Here is a 15,003-nt window from a genome sequence, read left to right as displayed (position 1 = left end):
AACGATCCCGGGGGGGAGGGGCGGGGTGGGGGACGGGCGGGGAAGGACGGACCCCAACGAGTTCAAAGTAAAGGGGGGGTACGCTCGTTTTGCCCCCCCCCCTCCTGCTTTACGCGCATGCCTGTTTCACGTGAAACAGGCCGTCACAGCTTGGTGACGTCCAGTTCCCCCTCCGCGTACTGCTTGCGCAGCACCTTCTTGTCGAACTTGCCGACGCTGGTCTTGGGGACCGCGGGGATGATCGTCCAGCGCTCGGGCAGCTGCCACTTGGCGACCTTGTCGGCGAGGAACGCGCGCAGCGTCTCGAAGTCCGCGCTCGCGCCCTCCTTCAGCACGACGGTGGCGAGCGGCCGCTCGCCCCACTTGTCGTCGGGTACGGCGACGACGGCGGCCTCGGCGACGTCCGGGTGGGACATCAGCGCGTTCTCCAGATCGACGCTGGAGATCCATTCGCCACCGGACTTGATGACGTCCTTGGCGCGGTCGGTGAGGGTGAGGAAGCCGTCGGGGCTGATCGTGCCGACGTCGCCGGTCTTCAGCCAGCCGTCCGCGCTGAACTTGTCCTCGGGCCGCAGCGGTTCGGCGCCGGGCTCCGCGCCTCCGTAGTACGCGCCCGCGATCCAGTTGCCGCGCACCTCCAGCTCGCCCGCGGACTCGCCGTCCCAGGGCAGGACCTCGCCGCCGGGACCGCTGAGCCGCGCCTCGACGCCCGCCGGGAAACGGCCCTGGGTGAGGCGGTAGGCGAACTCCTCGTCGCTGCCGGGCTCGACGCCCGCCGGGGGACGGGCGATGGTGCCCAGCGGCGAGGTCTCGGTCATGCCCCAGGCGTGGCAGACCCGCATGCCGAGCGCGTCGAACGCCTTCATGAGGGAGGGCGGACAGGCCGAGCCGCCGATGGTGACCTGGGTGAGCGAGGAGACGTCGCGCGGCTTGGCGGTCAGCTCGGCGAGCAGGCCCTGCCAGATCGTGGGCACGGCGGCGGCGTGCGTGGGCCGCTCGGACTCGATCATCTCGGCGAGCGGCGCGGGCTGCAGGAACCGGTCCGGCATCAGCATGTTCACGCCGGTCATGAAGGTGGCGTGCGGCAGCCCCCAGGCGTTGACGTGGAACTGCGGCACGACGACCAGTGAGGTGTCGGCGTCGGTGAGGCCCATCGACTGCGTCATGTTGACCTGCATGGAGTGCAGGTAGATGGAGCGGTGCGAGTAGACGACGCCCTTGGGGTCGCCGGTGGTGCCGGAGGTGTAACACATGGCGGCGGCCCGGCGTTCGTCCAGCTCCGGCCAGTCGTACGTGGTCGGCTTCCCGGCGATGAGGTCCTCGTAGTCGTGGACCTGGGGGCGGGCGCCGTCGAGCACGGAGCGGTCGCCGGGCCCGGAGACGACGAGGTGCTCGACCCCCGGCAGCTTCGGCAGCAGCGGGGCGAGCAGCGGCAGCAGCGAACCGTTGACGATGATCACCCGGTCGGCGGCGTGGTTCACGATCCAGGCCAGCTGCTCCGCGGGGAGGCGGAGGTTGAGCGTGTGCAGCACGGCGCCCATCGCGGGGGCCGCGAAGTATGTCTCGACATGTTCAGAGTTGTTCCACATGAGGGTGGCGACTCTGTCGTCGTCCCGGATGCCCAGGTCGTCGTGGAGCGCGTGGGCCAGCTGGGCCGCGCGGGCGCCCACCTCGGCGAACGTGCGGCGGTGCGGCTCGCCCTCGCCCGTCCATGTCGTGATCCGCGAGGTGCCGTGCACGCGCACTCCGTGATTCAGGATGCGGGTCACAGTCAGCGGTACGTCCTGCATCGTGCTCAGCACGGCGTCCTCCCGGTGGGCGCTACGGAGCAGTAAGGTTCTGCCGATTCTCACCGCATACCGCTCGGTATGTCACTAGTCCCGGGAATGATCGATCAAGCTCAGTTGTGCGCCGGCCGCAGCTCCGGGTCCTCGCGCAGCTTGCCGAGGGCCCTCGACACCGCGCTCTTCACCGTGCCGATGGAGACCCCGAGCACCTCGGCCGTCTGGGCCTCGCTGAGATCCTCGTAGTACCGCAGCACGACCATCGCCCGCTGCCGCGCGGGCAGCTTCGTGATGGCGCGCCACATGGCGTCGTGCAGCGCCTGCTGCTCGGCCGGGTCCCCGGCGGGCACCACCGGCGGCTCGGGCAGCTCGTCGCAGACGAACTCGTCGACCTTGCGCTTGCGCCACTGGGACGTCCGGGTGTTCAGCAGGGCCCGGCGCACATAGCCGTCGAGCGCCCGGTGGTCCTCGATCCGGTCCCATGCGACGTACGTCTTCGTGAGCGCGGTCTGCAGCAGGTCCTCGGCATCGCACGGATTCGCGGTCAGCGACCGGGCGGTGCGCAGCAGTACGGTCTGGCGGGCGCGGACGTACGACGCGAACGACGGGTACGCCTGGTGCGCCGGGGGCGCCGGGTGGGTCCCGGTGCGCGCTCCGGTGTGGGTACGCGTCGCCGGCTCCGATGCGCTGGGGCAGACAGACGCCAGGGTTGGGGTCATGGCTCCACGCTATGAGCGACCCCTACCACCGCGGATCGGCCGGAGGTCCCGAAACGGCGTCCGCCTCAGGTTGTACAAAGGGTGGTAGCCCCACCTCCTGAAGGTGGAGGAGGGGATGAGGGCCCCTGAGGGTTCGGCCCTGAGACGCCCGTCCCCCGAGGGCCCACCGAACGTCCCGCTCCGGGAAGCCTGCCACAGATGCGCGGAGCGGGGCTCAGTCGATCCGGGCCACCGGCGCGTTCACCAGATTGCGGTCGATCACCAGGGTGCGGCCGCCGTGCCGCTCCTTCACATTGCCCGCGTACTGGTGGATGCGGCGCTCGGGGCGCCAGGCGTTCCGGCTGAGCGAGGGCTCCTGGTCCAGGTGGGGCTTGGTGTGCCAGCGCGCGAACCACACCACCGACGGCAGGTCCCGCACGCCCGCCCGCCGGGCCGACTGAAGATGCCGTACGCCCGAGTCGGCGCTGCTGTAGAAGCCGGGCACGTAACCACTCCCGCGCACCTCCTTGCTCCACCCGCGCACGAACGCCAGCGTCCGGTCCGCGCAGCCCTGCTTGCGATAGTTGTACGCCTCCATGTCGAGATAGAGCGGGCTGCTGTGCCCGATGCCCACCTCTCCGGCCCGGCGCACCGCGTCCCTGGCCTCCCGCACGCCCTGGGTCCACGGGTGCCGCCCAATGCTCAGCCCCTTCTTGTGCCCCGCGCTGACACAGGGCGACTGCGATCCCACGTACACGGGCAGCACGCTCCACCCCATCGCGTCGACCGCGCGCATCCAGTCGCGGTTCAGATGCGGCTGGTCCTTGCAGAACCGGCCGCGGCCGCCGAAGTAGACCCCCACCGCCCGGTAGTCGGACGACCGCCAGCGCCGCATCGTGTCGCGCGACGGCGCCCGGCAGATGTCGAAGGCCCGGCCCTGGAAAGTGCGCACCGGAGCGGTCCACGGCAAGGACGACGACGCGTCGGCCTGGGCCGCGTCCGGCCCCGAGGACGCCGCGTCCGGTCCTGAGGACACCGTGCCCTGGTCGGAGGACGCCGCGTCCCGGCCCGAGGCGGACGCCTCCGGCAGGGCGGCGGTGCCGCCGAACAGGAGCGCCAGGAACACCCCGAATCCCATGATCATTTTTTGTCGGTACATGGAGCGAGTGAAGGGCCCGCTCGCGCGCGGACGCCGGGGACACGCGCCCCGTTCAGCCGTCCGCCCTCAGAATCAGACCCGAAGTGGGGACCCCGGTGCCCGCGGTCACCAGTGCCGACGACGCGCCCGGTATCTGGTTCACCGCCGTGCCGCGCACCTGGCGCACGCCCTCCGCTATCCCGTTCATCCCGTGCAGATACGCCTCACCGAGCTGCCCGCCGTGCGTGTTGAGCGGCAGCCGCTCCTCGGCGACGAACCCGGCCGCCTCACCGGGCGCGCAGAACCCGAACTCCTCCAGCTGCATCAGCACGAACGGCGTGAAGTGGTCGTAGAGGATCCCTACGTCGATATCGTCGGGGCCCATCCCCGCCGTGCGCCACAACTGCCGTGCCACGACGCTCATTTCGGGCAGCCCTGTCAGGTCGTCCCGGTAGAAGCTGGTCATCTGCTCCTGGGCCCGGCCCGCGCCCTGCGCCGCCGCCCGGATCACGACCGGCGGCCTGGGCAGATCGCGGGCGCGCTCGACGCTGGTGACGACGATCGCCTGGCCGCCGTCGGTCTCCTGGCAGCAGTCGAGCAACCGCAGCGGCTCGACGATCCAGCGGGAGGCCGCGTGGTCGGCGAGAGTGATCGGTCTGCCGTAGAAGTACGCGGCCGGGTTCGTCGCCGCGTACTTGCGGTCGACGACGGCGACCTGGCCGAACGCCTCGGAGCCGAGCCCGTACGTGTGCAGATAGCGCTGGGCCGCCATCGCCACCCAGGACGCCGGGGTGAGCAGCCCGGACGGCAGGTTCCAGCCGAGGGCCGCGCCCTCCGCCGACGCCTCGCGGTGCTGCACGCCCGAGCCGAAGCGGCGGCCCGACCGCTCGTTGAACGCCCGGTAGCAGACGACGACTTCGGCCACCCCGCTCGCCACCGCGAGGGCCGCCTGCTGCACGGTGCCGCAGGCCGCGCCGCCGCCGTAGTGCACCCGGGAGAAGAAGGACAGCTCGCCCATGCCCGCGGCCTGCGCCACGGTGATCTCCGGGCTGGTGTCCATGGTGAAGGTGACCAGGCCGTCGACGTCGGCGGGGGTGAGCCCGGCGTCGTCGAGCGCCGCGTGCACCGCCTCCACCGCCAGCTTCAGCTCGCTGCGGCCCGAATCCTTGGAGAACTCGGTGGCGCCGACCCCGGCGATCGCCGCCCGGCCGCCGAGCCGGTCCTTCGTGCGCACACTCATGACGGACTCCCGTCGTCCGAGGCCGGCGGGGCGGCGGGGACCGTCACCGTGACCGTGCCGGTGACATGGCTGCCTATGTTGTTCTTCCCGACGACCCTGACCCGCGCCGTCGCCCCGTCCGGTCCGGTCTCGACCTCCGTCACCTCACCGGTCAGCACCATGGTGTCGCCGGGATGGTTGGGCGCGCCGAGGCGGATGGCGACCTTGCGCAGCACGGCCGTCGCCCCGAAGTGATCGGTGATGTACCGCCCCACCAGGCCGTTCGTCGTCAGGATGTTCATGAAGATGTCGGGGGAGCCCTTCTGGCGGGCCAGCTCCGCGTCGTGGTGGACGTCCTGGTAGTCACGGGACGCGATGGCCCCGGCGACAATCAGGGTCCTGGTGACGGGGATCTCCAACGGGGGCAGCACTTCGCCTGCCTTCATGCCGACTCGCCTCCCTCATGAGCGCCGGCGGCGATCAACTCGCCCAGCTCTTCGAGTACTTCGCTGCCGCATCCCAGATATCCGTCGAGCTGGCGCCCCCACAGGAAGTGCCGGTGCACCGGATGGTCCAGGTCGGCGCCCATGCCGCCGTGCAGATGCTGGCCCGTGTGCACCACGCGCTTGCCCGCCTCCGACGCCCACCAGGCCGCGGTCAGCGCATGGCTGCGGTGGCCGAGCCCGGCGTCCCGCCGCCAGGCCGCCTCGTACACGGTGACCCGGATCGCCTCGACGTCCATGTGGGCTTCCGCCGCACGGAGTTGGACGCCCTGCTTGGCGGCGAGGGGGCGGCCGAACTGCTCCCGCTGGTTCGTGTACTCCACGGCTCTGGCCAGCGATCCCGCACAGACGCCCGCCTGCAGCCCGGCGAACGCGGTGCGCGCCGCCGCCAGCACGTCCTCGTACGCGCTCGCGTCGCCGATCCGCTCGGCGGGCGTGCCGTCGAGCACGAGCCGGCCCGCCGACCAGGGGGCGGTCAGCTCGACCGGCTCGCACTGCGCGTCGGCCGCCCGCACCATCCACAGGCTGTGGGCAACTTTTTCGCGTACCGCCACCAGGACGTGGGTGGCGTCCCGCAGCCAGGGCACCCAGGGCACGGTCCCGGTCAGCAGCACCCGTCCGGACCCGGCGTCCGGATCAGCCTGCGGACCGGCGCCCGGCCCGGCCTGGGGGCCCGCGTCCGGCCCGTCCTGCGACGCGGACATCATGATCCCCGTACGTCCCGGGAACGCGCCCGCCGCCACGGCGGAGCCGTCCCGCAGACCCGGCAGCAGCCGCTCCCGCTGCTCGGCCGTGCCGTGCGCCGCGACCGCGAGCAGCCCGAACACACAGCTCGCCGCGAAGGGCACCTGCGCCGTCGTCCTGCCCTGCTCCTCCAGCATCAGCACCAGGCCGAGCAGCCCGGTCTCCTCCACGGCGGCGGCCAGGCCGGTGTCGCCCAGCGCCTTCCACAGCTCGGTGTCCGTGCCGCCGCCGAGGCCCGCGAGCCGCTCCGGTGTGGACAGGTCGCCGAAGATCCGCGCGGCCAGCTCGCGCGCCGCCTCCTGCTCCGGGGTGGGAGTGAAGTCCATGTCACGCCTCACCGCCCTCGGTCACCCGGAAGACAGGGAGTTCCAGGTCCTCGTCGGCGCGCAGGAATTCGAGCCGCACGGGCAGCCCGATCCGCACCTTGTCGTAGGGCACCCCGATCACATTGCTGACGATGCGCACCCCTTCGGCGAGCTCGATCAGCCCCACCGCGTAGGGCGGGTCGAAGGCCGGGAAGGGCGGGTGGTGCATGACGACGTAGGAGAAGACCGCGCCCTCGCCGCTCGCCTCGACGGTGTCCCACTCCTGGTCGCCGCACGCGTTGCACCCCGGCAGCCACGGGAAGCGGAGCGTGGCGCATCCCGTGCAGCGCTGGACCAGCAGCTTGTGCTGCGCGACGCCGTCCCAGAATCCGGCGTTGTCCCTGTTCACGACGGGCCGCGGCCGTGTCTTCTTGTCCTTGGCCCGCGGGGAACTCCTGCCCGCCGGGGCGTACTTGAGGATCCGGAACCGGTGTGTCCCGGCCAGCTCGCCGTCCGCCCGCACATCCATCCGGGTCGTGACGAAGTGGCCCGAGCCCAGCTTCGTCGTCTTCAGCGGCGACACCGACTCGATCACCGAGTCGTAGGTGATCACGTCACCGGGTCGCAGCGGCCGCAGATACTCCTGCTCGCAGTCGGTGGCGACGACCGAGGTGAACCCCGCGCCGTCGAGCAGCGCGAACAGCTCGTCGTGGGCGGGCGAGCGCCCCTCGTACCCGGACAGGCCGCCCATCGTCCAGGCCTGCAGCATCGTCGGGGGCGCGATCGCGTCCGGGCCCTCGTACGCGGGGCTGGTGTCGCCCATGGCCTCGCACCAGTGGCGGATCATCGGCCCGTTCACCGGGTCCTTGCCCTCCAGGGCGCTCGCCGCGACGCGCCCCTCGAAGGTCTTCAGCTCCTCGAACACCCCGGCTTCCCGCTCCTCGGCCATGCCCCTCACCGCCTCCCCCGCTTCATCCCGAGCCGCATCGTGGCCACGATCTCCCGCTGCACCTCGCTGACCCCGCCACCGAACGTGTTGATCTGCGCCGCGCGGTTCATCCGCTCCAACTCCCCGTCCCCCACGGCGGGATCACCGTCCGCCACCCCGAACACCCCCGGCGATCCGGACCTCACCCACCCGGCGTCGCCCGCGATCTGCTGACACAAGCGATACGTCTCGACCGCGGATTCCGTTCCCGCGAACTTCACCCCGCTGGCGTCCCCGGGGGCCAGTCGGCCCGCCCCGACATCCCCCACCAAACGCCAGTTGAGCAGGCGCGTTGCCGCCAGCCGGGCATGCGCCTCGGCCAGCGCGGAACGAATCCACGGCGCGTCAACCCGGCGTTCGCCCGTCACCGGATCGGGGGTACGAGCGGCGGCGAGGACATCGGCGTAGAAGTCCTCGGCCTGCATCCCGATCGCGGCGAGCGCGACCCGCTCGTGATTGAGCTGGTTGGTGATGAGGCCCCAGCCGCCGTTCACCTCCCCGACGACGTTCGCGCCCGGGACGCGGATGCCGTCGTAGTACGTGGCCGTCGTGGTCAGTCCGCCGACCGTGTCGATCGGGGTCCAGGAGAATCCGGGTGCGTCGGTCGGCACGAGGATGATCGAGATGCCCTGGTGCTTGGGCGCCTCGGGATCGGTGCGGCAGGCGAGCCAGATCCAGTCGGCGTTCTGCGCGTTCGACGTGAAGACCTTCTGGCCGTCGATCAGCCAGTCACCGGTCGTTTCGTCCCGCACCGCGCGCGTGCGCAGCGCGGCGAGGTCGGTGCCCGCCGAAGGTTCGCTGTAGCCGATCGCGAAGACCAGGTCGCCGCTGAGGATGCGCGGCAGGAAGTAGGCCTTCTGTTCCTCGGTGCCGTACTTCATGAGGGTCGGTCCGACGGTGTTGAGCGTGACCATGGAGACCGGCGCGCCGGCCCGGTACGCCTCGTCGAAGAACACGAACTGCTCGTCGGGGCCGCGCCCCTGTCCGCCGTACTCCACGGGCCAACCGAGGCCGAGCAGCCCCTCGGCACCGATACGGCGCAGCACCCCGCGCTGCCCGGCCGGGTCGTCGGCGGCGGGCGGGCCGTCCGGCATCAACGTACGGAAACGTGCGCGCAGTTCACCGCGCAGCTCGCGCTGGCGGTCGGTGGGGGCGAGGTGCACGGCGGCGGCCCTCCCGGACCTCGTACGAACAGGGACGGACGAACACTCGACTTAATGTGAGTTTCTGACTGTCCGTCAGATACCGTGCCCTGTCAAGAGATCGACCGCCCCGCCGCGGGGACCGCACACACGCCTGCGCGGCGGTGCCGGAGCACCGCCGCGCAGACTGTCACACACCCCATGCGAGCCCCCTGGCGAGCGGGGGCCGGCAGGTCACCAGAGCTCGGTGAAGTTCACCGCGATGTTGTGGTTGGACTGGTCGATCGCCGTCCAGGCCGAGCCGTTCACCTGAGCCGTGTTGCTCTGGTTCGAGGCGCCGCTGCCGACTGCCTGCTGCTGCGTGGTGGACGAGTTGCCGTAGTTGTCGTGGCCGACACCACTGCCGCTCACCGTCGCCACCCCCGCGTTCGATCCGTTGTCCGCGAACGAGCCGTTGTCGGCGATCGCCACCCCGGAGAACAGGGCTGCGGCAAGCGGCAGGGCGGCGACGGCGGCGATGGCACGGGCGGTACGGATGGAAGCCATGTCTATTCCTCCAGAACAGGGAGTACGCACCGGGGGCTCGGACGGGGGTCCGGCACCCGGGAAGTACGGGTTGCTCCAAGGCAGTTGGCCGACCGCCTTGGCGATGTTCACGACGTCGCGAGACCAGAATTGCCCACCGAATCCCCGGCGAACCACCCCAGAAGCCTCTCTTCACACGCAAGCGTGAGGACATGTCGATAAACCCTCTTCACTCCACAAAACCCCAGCTCAGCCGCGAATGCGCTATCTCCGGGTGATCACACTCCAGACCCCCCATACGGCGAAGCGTTTCAGCACATTTTTGGTAAATCGACTCCTCGTACGGACCACCCCTCTTCCTTCTTTCGAACATCCGTACGAAAATGAGGGCATGGCCGCCATCGATCCGAACCCCGCCCGCCGCCCACCCACCGCACCGAGCGTGCCGAACGCGCCCCTCACGACCCTCGCTCTCGCGCACGCCCTGTCCGCCGCCGAGCGCGGGCTCGCCGTCATCCCGCTGTCGCGCAGCAAACTCCCCGCGCTGCCCTCCCCGCACCGCGACGACCCTCCGTCCCGGCCGCGCTGCCACGGCGAATGCGGGCTCCCTGGGCACGGTGTGTACGACGCGACGACCGACCCGCGCCGGATCCGCGCGCTGTTCGCCGCCGCGCCCCGGGCCACCGGGTACGGCATCGCCTGCGGCCTGCCCCCGCACCACCTCATCGGCGTCGACCTGGACACCAAGGCCGGCACGAACTCCACCGCCTCGCTGCGTGAGCTGGCCTTACGGCATCTCTTCACGATCCCGGACACGGTGATCGTGAGCACGCCGAGCGGCGGCCGGCACCTGTGGCTGTCCGGGCCCGCGGACGTCGTGGTGCCCAACTCGGCGGGGCGGCTGGCCCCCGGCATCGACATCCGCGGTGCCGGCGGCTACCTGGTGGGCCCCGGCTCCCGCACGGAGCACGGCGTCTACAGCACGGTGCCCGGCACCGCCCGCCTCGCACCGGCCCCCTGCCCAACGGCACTGCTGCGCCTGCTCACCCCGCCCCCACGCCCGCCGCACCCCGCGCCGGGCCCTGGCGGGCAGCACGGCGCGGGGCTCGTTCAGTTCGTGCTCGGCGCCCATGAGGGCCAGCGCAACACCCGCCTCTTCTGGGCGGCGTGCCGCGCCTACGAGAACGGCATCGGGGACACCCTCGCCGACGCCCTCACCGACGCCGCCGTCCGCACCGGCCTGCCGGAACGCGAGGCCCGCTCGACGATCACCTCGGCGGCACGGCTCACGGCCGGTTCCTGAGGCCGGCCCGGGGCCGCCGTCCGTCCCCACGCGGGGAGTCCGGGCGGCGGCCCCGGGTGCGGGGCCACCGGGTGGCTACCCGCGTGCCCTCCGGCCTGCTGACGGCACGCCGCGGATCGGCCCCGGACGGCCTCCCCGGGCACGTCCGGCCGGGCGGGAACGGTGATCACCGCCGGGTGCGCACCGGGGCCAGTGCAGGATGACCACGGACAGCACGAGGGGGATCACGGTGAGGATCGTGAACGTCACCGTCCCACCCCCTCGGTGACGGTCCGGCCGACGCGGCGGGCGGCGTCCATGAGCCGTCGTACGGCGGGTGACGAGGTGCCGATGTGGAGGCTCCGCCCGTGGCGGTCCCAGCGGCCGAGGACCCTGAGCAGGGCGGAGTCGGCGAAGGTGACCCGGCGGGCGTCGAGACGCAGATGCCGGTAGCCGTGCACGGCCCCGAGGGCCAGAACGGTGCGGAGCGGTCGCGCGCTGTGGTGGTCGATCTCGCCCTGGAGCTCGATCCAGAGCGCGGACCCGACCGCCGCGCAGGAACGGATGATTATGTCGCCGGGCGTACTGACGCCCGCCTCCATCACGCTCTCGGTGTCGCAGCCGACGACGGGGGAGGCGACCAGGGAAACGGACAGTATCGGAGTGCTGCTTTCGGAACTCACGCCGTGCCCAACCCACGCGTCCGGCCCCGGGATACGAACGATCACCCCGGCGGTGCGGGGGCACCCCTCCACCGAGGGAAAGCGTTCATCCCGGCGGGTGGTGTGCGGCTGACGATGCGTCACAGGAAGAATCCGGGGAACACGGCCCCGCCCCGAGCACGCCGAAGGGGCGCCCCGGACACCGGAACGCCCCTTCTGACCTGCTGCGGTGGGTGTGGGATTTGAACCCACGGTGACTCTCGCCACGACGGTTTTCAAGAGCGTCAAGCAGTCACTACATACGCCCTGGTCGGGCGCTAGTTGAGCTTCGTTTCCGAGAGGTCTGGCCCACACATGGCCCACAACGTCCCATCAACCGGCTTCAGGGGGCACTAGAGGGCGTTGTTGCCGTCTCGGGTGCTTGAGGGTCTGCTTGAGGCGAGCCAACCGCACCCGTCATTGTCCGGAGCATGCTTGCTGGAGACGCCCCCAATCGGTTGCTGCCCCATAGCGTCGCGGGTCCCAGGATCAGAACCAGGGCAGCCGGGAGAGATGCTGTGAGCGGCAAGCCAGCGGCAGACGTCGCCCCCAAGGCTGCTGCGGCCAGTAGCGAGCCGCAGAGCACAATCCAGGCATCTCGCCTGTCTTGTTTTGGCCTTGGTGACGCTGCTGGCGCTTCGTCGTCCGAAACCGCCAGGTCAAGTAGCCCAAGCCAACGCTGATCACAGAGCCGCCCCGTGATCACCGAAACTCGCTCAACCACACCCGGCAACGCTACGGGCCCTTGCACCAAAAGCTCGCTCGCAGCCTTACGCAGTTCAACCTGAACTTGCGAGACATGCCTGCGGATATCTTCCTTCATCTGAGCGCTAGATACCTGTCCCCCGTACGAGGCAAAACCACCTAGATCCATACTGAGGCGTGACACCGCACGCTCAACATAAACGACGTCTTTTTCGCCCCTTACGCACTTCCAGCACGCCCCGAGCGCAGCCACCCCATACCCGACAGCATCCCCACCGCTATAGGTCCATGTCCACTCGCTCGAAATATTTACGATAATTATTGACGCCGAAAATGCACCCAGAAAAAACGCTACGCTTTTGCATGCAGAGTAAGCCATCTCCCACGTAAACTCTACATGCCTCAAATCCATTTCAGGCCATACGGATAAAGCAACAAGGAACGGGACGGAAGCGAATGCTATCTTAGTTATAATGATGGCCCTATTCAAACAAGCTGTCGTCCTGTGCGCTTTCGCCAATTCCAACCGCAATTTTGCTGGAGTGGCCGGCACTGGAGTCCCCATATACCTAGAAACGGCTGTCGCACGCCGAACTTCTTGCGCATCTTCAGATAAATTTAGGGGCAACTCAAGTCGCAGAAATGGAAATATCTTTCCGTCCATCCACGGCTTCTTGCGAGCAAGATAGTCGCAGAAATATTTCGCTATTCTCGCCATGGCGTACGGCATGAAGACCAGGTACCCCAAGCAATTCAGTACCGTTGAGACCCATACCAGGTTGGCTCCACCATCCAAGGCAAGACTCATCTCAAGTCCTGACCGACGTCATCTGCCCAGGCGTTGCCGCGCAGCGAAACCCGGTGTCGTCGTCATGCATTGTGTCGCCGGCATCGTTTGGAATGGCTGGAACTCCCCGGAAGAGTGGACTCGTGAAGGCACTGCCGCGGAGTTCGTAGCGCCCCGGTGCGGTCGGCGTCGATAGCCATTCCCAGACGTTGCCCACCATGTCGTAGACCCCGTAGGGCGAAACGCCGCTGTGGTACCGAGAGACCGACGTCGTGACTTCCACACCGGTCTCGCGGACGTTGCACTTGGCCGCGGTCTTCTGGTCGCCCCACGGGAAGGTGCGGCCGGATGTGCCCCGCGCCGCCTTCTCCCATTGTTCGGCAGTGGGCAGCGACTTCCCCGCCCATGTCGCATACGCGCTCGCATCCCGCCACGTCACGTGCACAACGGGGTGGTCGTATAGCTCGCGAGGGCACCGACCGCTTACCCAGTGCTCCGGTACCGGGTGCCCGGTAGCCGCGCAGAACCTTGCGTAATCGGCGTTGGTGGTCGGGAAGGTATCGATGTGGAAGTCCTCCACCCACACAGGATCATCGTCCTCCCCTGACAGGAAGATTCCTTCCGGGATATGGGCCATGAGCTTGCCATCCTCGGGATGCTTGACGTACTCGCCGCTACTCGTCCTATCCTCGCCCGGCTCGATGATGGCCTGGGTGGGAATGTCATCAGCCGCAAGGATGCCCACGAAACGCCCCTGAGCATCCTGGTCCGCCTTGGCGAGCAAGGTGTCCAGGGCAGCTTGATTCACCATGCGCAAGGTGGCTTGCTCGCCGTCTGCCTCCCAACGGGAGACGATGCGATCGGACACGCCGAGCTTTTCGGCGAACTCCATAAGGCTCATTCGTACGGCTTCACGCAGTGCCTTAACTTCACGTCCGGTCCATTTCGTTACGAGTGGCATGGGTTACCTCTGTCGTGAATCGCCGCCCCGAGGAAGGCAGCGGCACGCGTCTACAGGCAATCGCCGGGGATTCCGGCGTATCCCTCACGCAATGCGGCGAGCACGGGGTGATCCTTGGGGAACTGCACGTCATCGAGCGCGCTCAACGAGCGCACGCCAATCGAGGTGTTCGTGGCGAACGCAGCCGCCATGTTCGGTACGTCTGCAATTTGCACCCGGGCCGTGACCTGCTTAGGAGCGTCGAGGCTCTGAAGCAGAAGCATCGTCGTACCGGGCAGCACGGGAGCGTCCGGCCAAATGACCGTGCCGTCCTGGTCCACGAATCCGAGATTCCAGGTTCCCCCCTCGGAGACACGACCGTCCGGTTCGACGAATACCGCGTCGTCGAATCCGGCGAGCTGAGCCTCACGGCGAATCCGGAGTTGCGAGTGGAGTCCGATGTGCTTCACGGCCGCGCTGTCGCGGGTGAAGGTGAAGGACTTGGCCGCGAGCGGGGGCGGGGGCATGGCGCCCGCCGGCCGCAGGTTCACCAGAACGTGAGGGTCCTTAGCATCGCTCGGCCGGCCCATGTCGATCGCAGGGTCATAGATCGTGACGCGGAGTCCTGCGACGCCCTCAACGCCCTCAACCGCCTTGCGGATGTAGTTCAGGGTTTGCTCTCGGTCCAGTTCGACACCGAAGACGAGTCGGCAGTCTCGCACCAAGCGGTCCATGTGCAGCGACAGGCCGCGGATCGTTCCGTCCTCCATGCGCATGGAGGTGAAGTGTCCGTAGTTCGTGAGGGCGAGAGCTTCGAGTTCGTCCAGAGTGACGGGCTTGCCGTTGAGTTCAGCCATGCGGCCAGTCTTGCAGCCCCTGACGCTTCGCCAACACCCCGTCAAACAAGCAAAGTTCGGATTAGTTCGGTGCAGGGGCGGCGGGAGTACGTACTCACGGAGCAGTCGCCGGGACACGCTTAAGGCATGACGACGAACGCACCGCGAGAGACGCTAGGCGCCGGGCTTCCCCTCGGTGGAGCCCACGACGACCTCAAGCTGCTTGACGCGCTCGACAAGGCCGGAAAGCTCGGTCGAGACGCGTGCGACCTCGGCTTGAAGCTCGGTCAGGCGCAGGGCAGCCTCGCGGGGCGCCTGCTCGCCAGGGGCAGGGTCACGAACGTAGGTACCGCTGCCCGTGCGACCTTCCACCAGCCCCTCTTCCTGGAGCTGCACGTAGGCGTTCTGCACGGTCATCAGGGCTACACCAAGCTTCTTGGCGTAGGCCCGAGCACCAGGAAGTCGATCCCCGGGACCGAACGTCCCGGCGGCGATTTCGTCTCTGATCCTCGCTGCGATCTCGCGGGCGTTGAGCTTCCTCTTCGGCTGTGAGTCCACCCCGAAAGCGTACTTGACCTAGGTCGTTTCCGATCAGGTCGTGTGACCACTTGACGACTCAAAGCGACCTAGGTAGCTTTCTCGTCATCGGCAAGCGACCTAGGTCGCTTTTTCGAAAGTGCTCGACCTGCACGAACAGCGTCCGGAA

The 15,003-nt window shown here is 68.9% G+C and carries 14 protein-coding genes; 1 reads left to right on the top strand and 13 read right to left on the bottom strand.

The features are described 5' to 3' along the window. Positions 1–143: 143 nt before the first annotated feature. The 9 genes from ACFVDP_RS17105 to ACFVDP_RS17065 all read right to left on the bottom strand — a co-directional run bounded on the left by ACFVDP_RS17105 (position 144) and on the right by ACFVDP_RS17065 (position 9,067). On the bottom strand, positions 144–1,790 hold the full coding sequence (locus ACFVDP_RS17105; RefSeq protein WP_383490429.1) for a long-chain fatty acid--CoA ligase: 1,647 nt from the start codon (positions 1,788–1,790) through the stop codon (positions 144–146). A 110-nt stretch (positions 1,791–1,900) separates the two neighbouring features. Further along, positions 1,901–2,503 (bottom strand): SigE family RNA polymerase sigma factor, encoded by a 603-nt coding sequence (locus ACFVDP_RS17100; protein WP_383490023.1) that lies wholly within the window; start codon positions 2,501–2,503, stop codon positions 1,901–1,903. A 214-nt stretch (positions 2,504–2,717) separates the two neighbouring features. Beyond that, positions 2,718–3,641 carry a DUF1906 domain-containing protein gene (locus tag ACFVDP_RS17095; protein WP_383490020.1) on the bottom strand — a complete coding sequence of 308 codons (924 nt, stop codon included), beginning with the start codon at positions 3,639–3,641 and terminating at the stop codon, positions 2,718–2,720. 52 nt (positions 3,642–3,693) lie between these two features. Beyond that, positions 3,694–4,860, bottom strand: a complete 1,167-nt coding sequence (locus tag ACFVDP_RS17090) for a lipid-transfer protein (RefSeq protein ID WP_383490017.1) — start codon at positions 4,858–4,860, stop codon at positions 3,694–3,696. Next, positions 4,857–5,285 (bottom strand): MaoC family dehydratase, encoded by a 429-nt coding sequence (locus ACFVDP_RS17085; RefSeq protein ID WP_383490015.1) that lies wholly within the window; start codon positions 5,283–5,285, stop codon positions 4,857–4,859. The genes ACFVDP_RS17090 and ACFVDP_RS17085 overlap by 4 nt, the downstream gene beginning before the upstream one ends. After that, entirely contained in the window at positions 5,282–6,412 is a 1,131-nt protein-coding gene (locus ACFVDP_RS17080) for an acyl-CoA dehydrogenase family protein (RefSeq protein WP_383490012.1), read from the bottom strand. The genes ACFVDP_RS17085 and ACFVDP_RS17080 overlap by 4 nt, the downstream gene beginning before the upstream one ends. 1 nt (position 6,413) lies before the next feature. Then, a complete protein-coding gene (locus ACFVDP_RS17075; protein ID WP_383490009.1) occupies positions 6,414–7,340 on the bottom strand; it encodes a bifunctional MaoC family dehydratase N-terminal/OB-fold nucleic acid binding domain-containing protein in 927 nt (308 codons plus the stop codon). Positions 7,341–7,345: 5 nt separating this feature from the next. Further along, positions 7,346–8,542, bottom strand: a complete 1,197-nt coding sequence (locus tag ACFVDP_RS17070; protein ID WP_383490006.1) for an acyl-CoA dehydrogenase family protein — start codon at positions 8,540–8,542, stop codon at positions 7,346–7,348. A 213-nt stretch (positions 8,543–8,755) separates the two neighbouring features. Beyond that, entirely contained in the window at positions 8,756–9,067 is a 312-nt protein-coding gene (locus tag ACFVDP_RS17065) for a hypothetical protein (RefSeq protein WP_383490003.1), read from the bottom strand. 370 nt (positions 9,068–9,437) lie between these two features. Between ACFVDP_RS17065 and ACFVDP_RS17060 the strand changes: the two genes are divergently transcribed. Beyond that, positions 9,438–10,349 carry a bifunctional DNA primase/polymerase gene (locus ACFVDP_RS17060; protein WP_383490000.1) on the top strand — a complete coding sequence of 304 codons (912 nt, stop codon included), beginning with the start codon at positions 9,438–9,440 and terminating at the stop codon, positions 10,347–10,349. A gap of 245 nt (positions 10,350–10,594) precedes the next feature. Here ACFVDP_RS17060 and ACFVDP_RS17055 read toward each other — a convergent pair whose 3' ends face one another. The 4 genes from ACFVDP_RS17055 to ACFVDP_RS17040 all read right to left on the bottom strand — a co-directional run bounded on the left by ACFVDP_RS17055 (position 10,595) and on the right by ACFVDP_RS17040 (position 14,855). Further along, positions 10,595–11,011 carry an STAS domain-containing protein gene (locus tag ACFVDP_RS17055; protein WP_353943644.1) on the bottom strand — a complete coding sequence of 139 codons (417 nt, stop codon included), beginning with the start codon at positions 11,009–11,011 and terminating at the stop codon, positions 10,595–10,597. 1,532 nt (positions 11,012–12,543) lie between these two features. Beyond that, a complete protein-coding gene (locus ACFVDP_RS17050; RefSeq protein ID WP_383489997.1) occupies positions 12,544–13,482 on the bottom strand; it encodes an SUMF1/EgtB/PvdO family nonheme iron enzyme in 939 nt (312 codons plus the stop codon). A 50-nt stretch (positions 13,483–13,532) separates the two neighbouring features. Continuing rightward, complete coding sequence (locus ACFVDP_RS17045) at positions 13,533–14,318, bottom strand: aminotransferase class IV family protein (protein ID WP_383489995.1); 786 nt, start codon at positions 14,316–14,318, stop codon at positions 13,533–13,535. Positions 14,319–14,471: 153 nt separating this feature from the next. Next, on the bottom strand, positions 14,472–14,855 hold the full coding sequence (locus ACFVDP_RS17040) for a GntR family transcriptional regulator (RefSeq protein WP_383489992.1): 384 nt from the start codon (positions 14,853–14,855) through the stop codon (positions 14,472–14,474). Positions 14,856–15,003 lie beyond the last annotated feature (148 nt).

It is taken from the genome of Streptomyces sp. NPDC057694 (genome assembly GCF_042799415.1).
Lineage (GTDB): Bacteria > Actinomycetota > Actinomycetes > Streptomycetales > Streptomycetaceae > Streptomyces.
This window is presented reverse-complemented; position numbering and strand designations above follow the sequence as displayed.

Bases quoted from the DNA above. Each gene is read 5' to 3' on its own strand.
- ACFVDP_RS17105 (WP_383490429.1), bottom strand. From the start codon at position 1,790: ATGCAGGACGTACCGCTGACTGTGACCCGCATCCTGAATCACGGAGTG.
- ACFVDP_RS17100 (WP_383490023.1), bottom strand. From the start codon at position 2,503: ATGACCCCAACCCTGGCGTCTGTCTGCCCCAGCGCATCGGAGCCGGCG.
- ACFVDP_RS17095 (WP_383490020.1), bottom strand. From the start codon at position 3,641: ATGTACCGACAAAAAATGATCATGGGATTCGGGGTGTTCCTGGCGCTC.
- ACFVDP_RS17090 (WP_383490017.1), bottom strand. From the start codon at position 4,860: ATGAGTGTGCGCACGAAGGACCGGCTCGGCGGCCGGGCGGCGATCGCC.
- ACFVDP_RS17085 (WP_383490015.1), bottom strand. From the start codon at position 5,285: ATGAAGGCAGGCGAAGTGCTGCCCCCGTTGGAGATCCCCGTCACCAGG.
- ACFVDP_RS17080 (WP_383490012.1), bottom strand. From the start codon at position 6,412: ATGGACTTCACTCCCACCCCGGAGCAGGAGGCGGCGCGCGAGCTGGCC.
- ACFVDP_RS17075 (WP_383490009.1), bottom strand. From the start codon at position 7,340: ATGGCCGAGGAGCGGGAAGCCGGGGTGTTCGAGGAGCTGAAGACCTTC.
- ACFVDP_RS17065 (WP_383490003.1), bottom strand. From the start codon at position 9,067: ATGGCTTCCATCCGTACCGCCCGTGCCATCGCCGCCGTCGCCGCCCTG.
- ACFVDP_RS17060 (WP_383490000.1), top strand. From the start codon at position 9,438: ATGGCCGCCATCGATCCGAACCCCGCCCGCCGCCCACCCACCGCACCG.
- ACFVDP_RS17050 (WP_383489997.1), bottom strand. From the start codon at position 13,482: ATGCCACTCGTAACGAAATGGACCGGACGTGAAGTTAAGGCACTGCGT.
- ACFVDP_RS17045 (WP_383489995.1), bottom strand. From the start codon at position 14,318: ATGGCTGAACTCAACGGCAAGCCCGTCACTCTGGACGAACTCGAAGCT.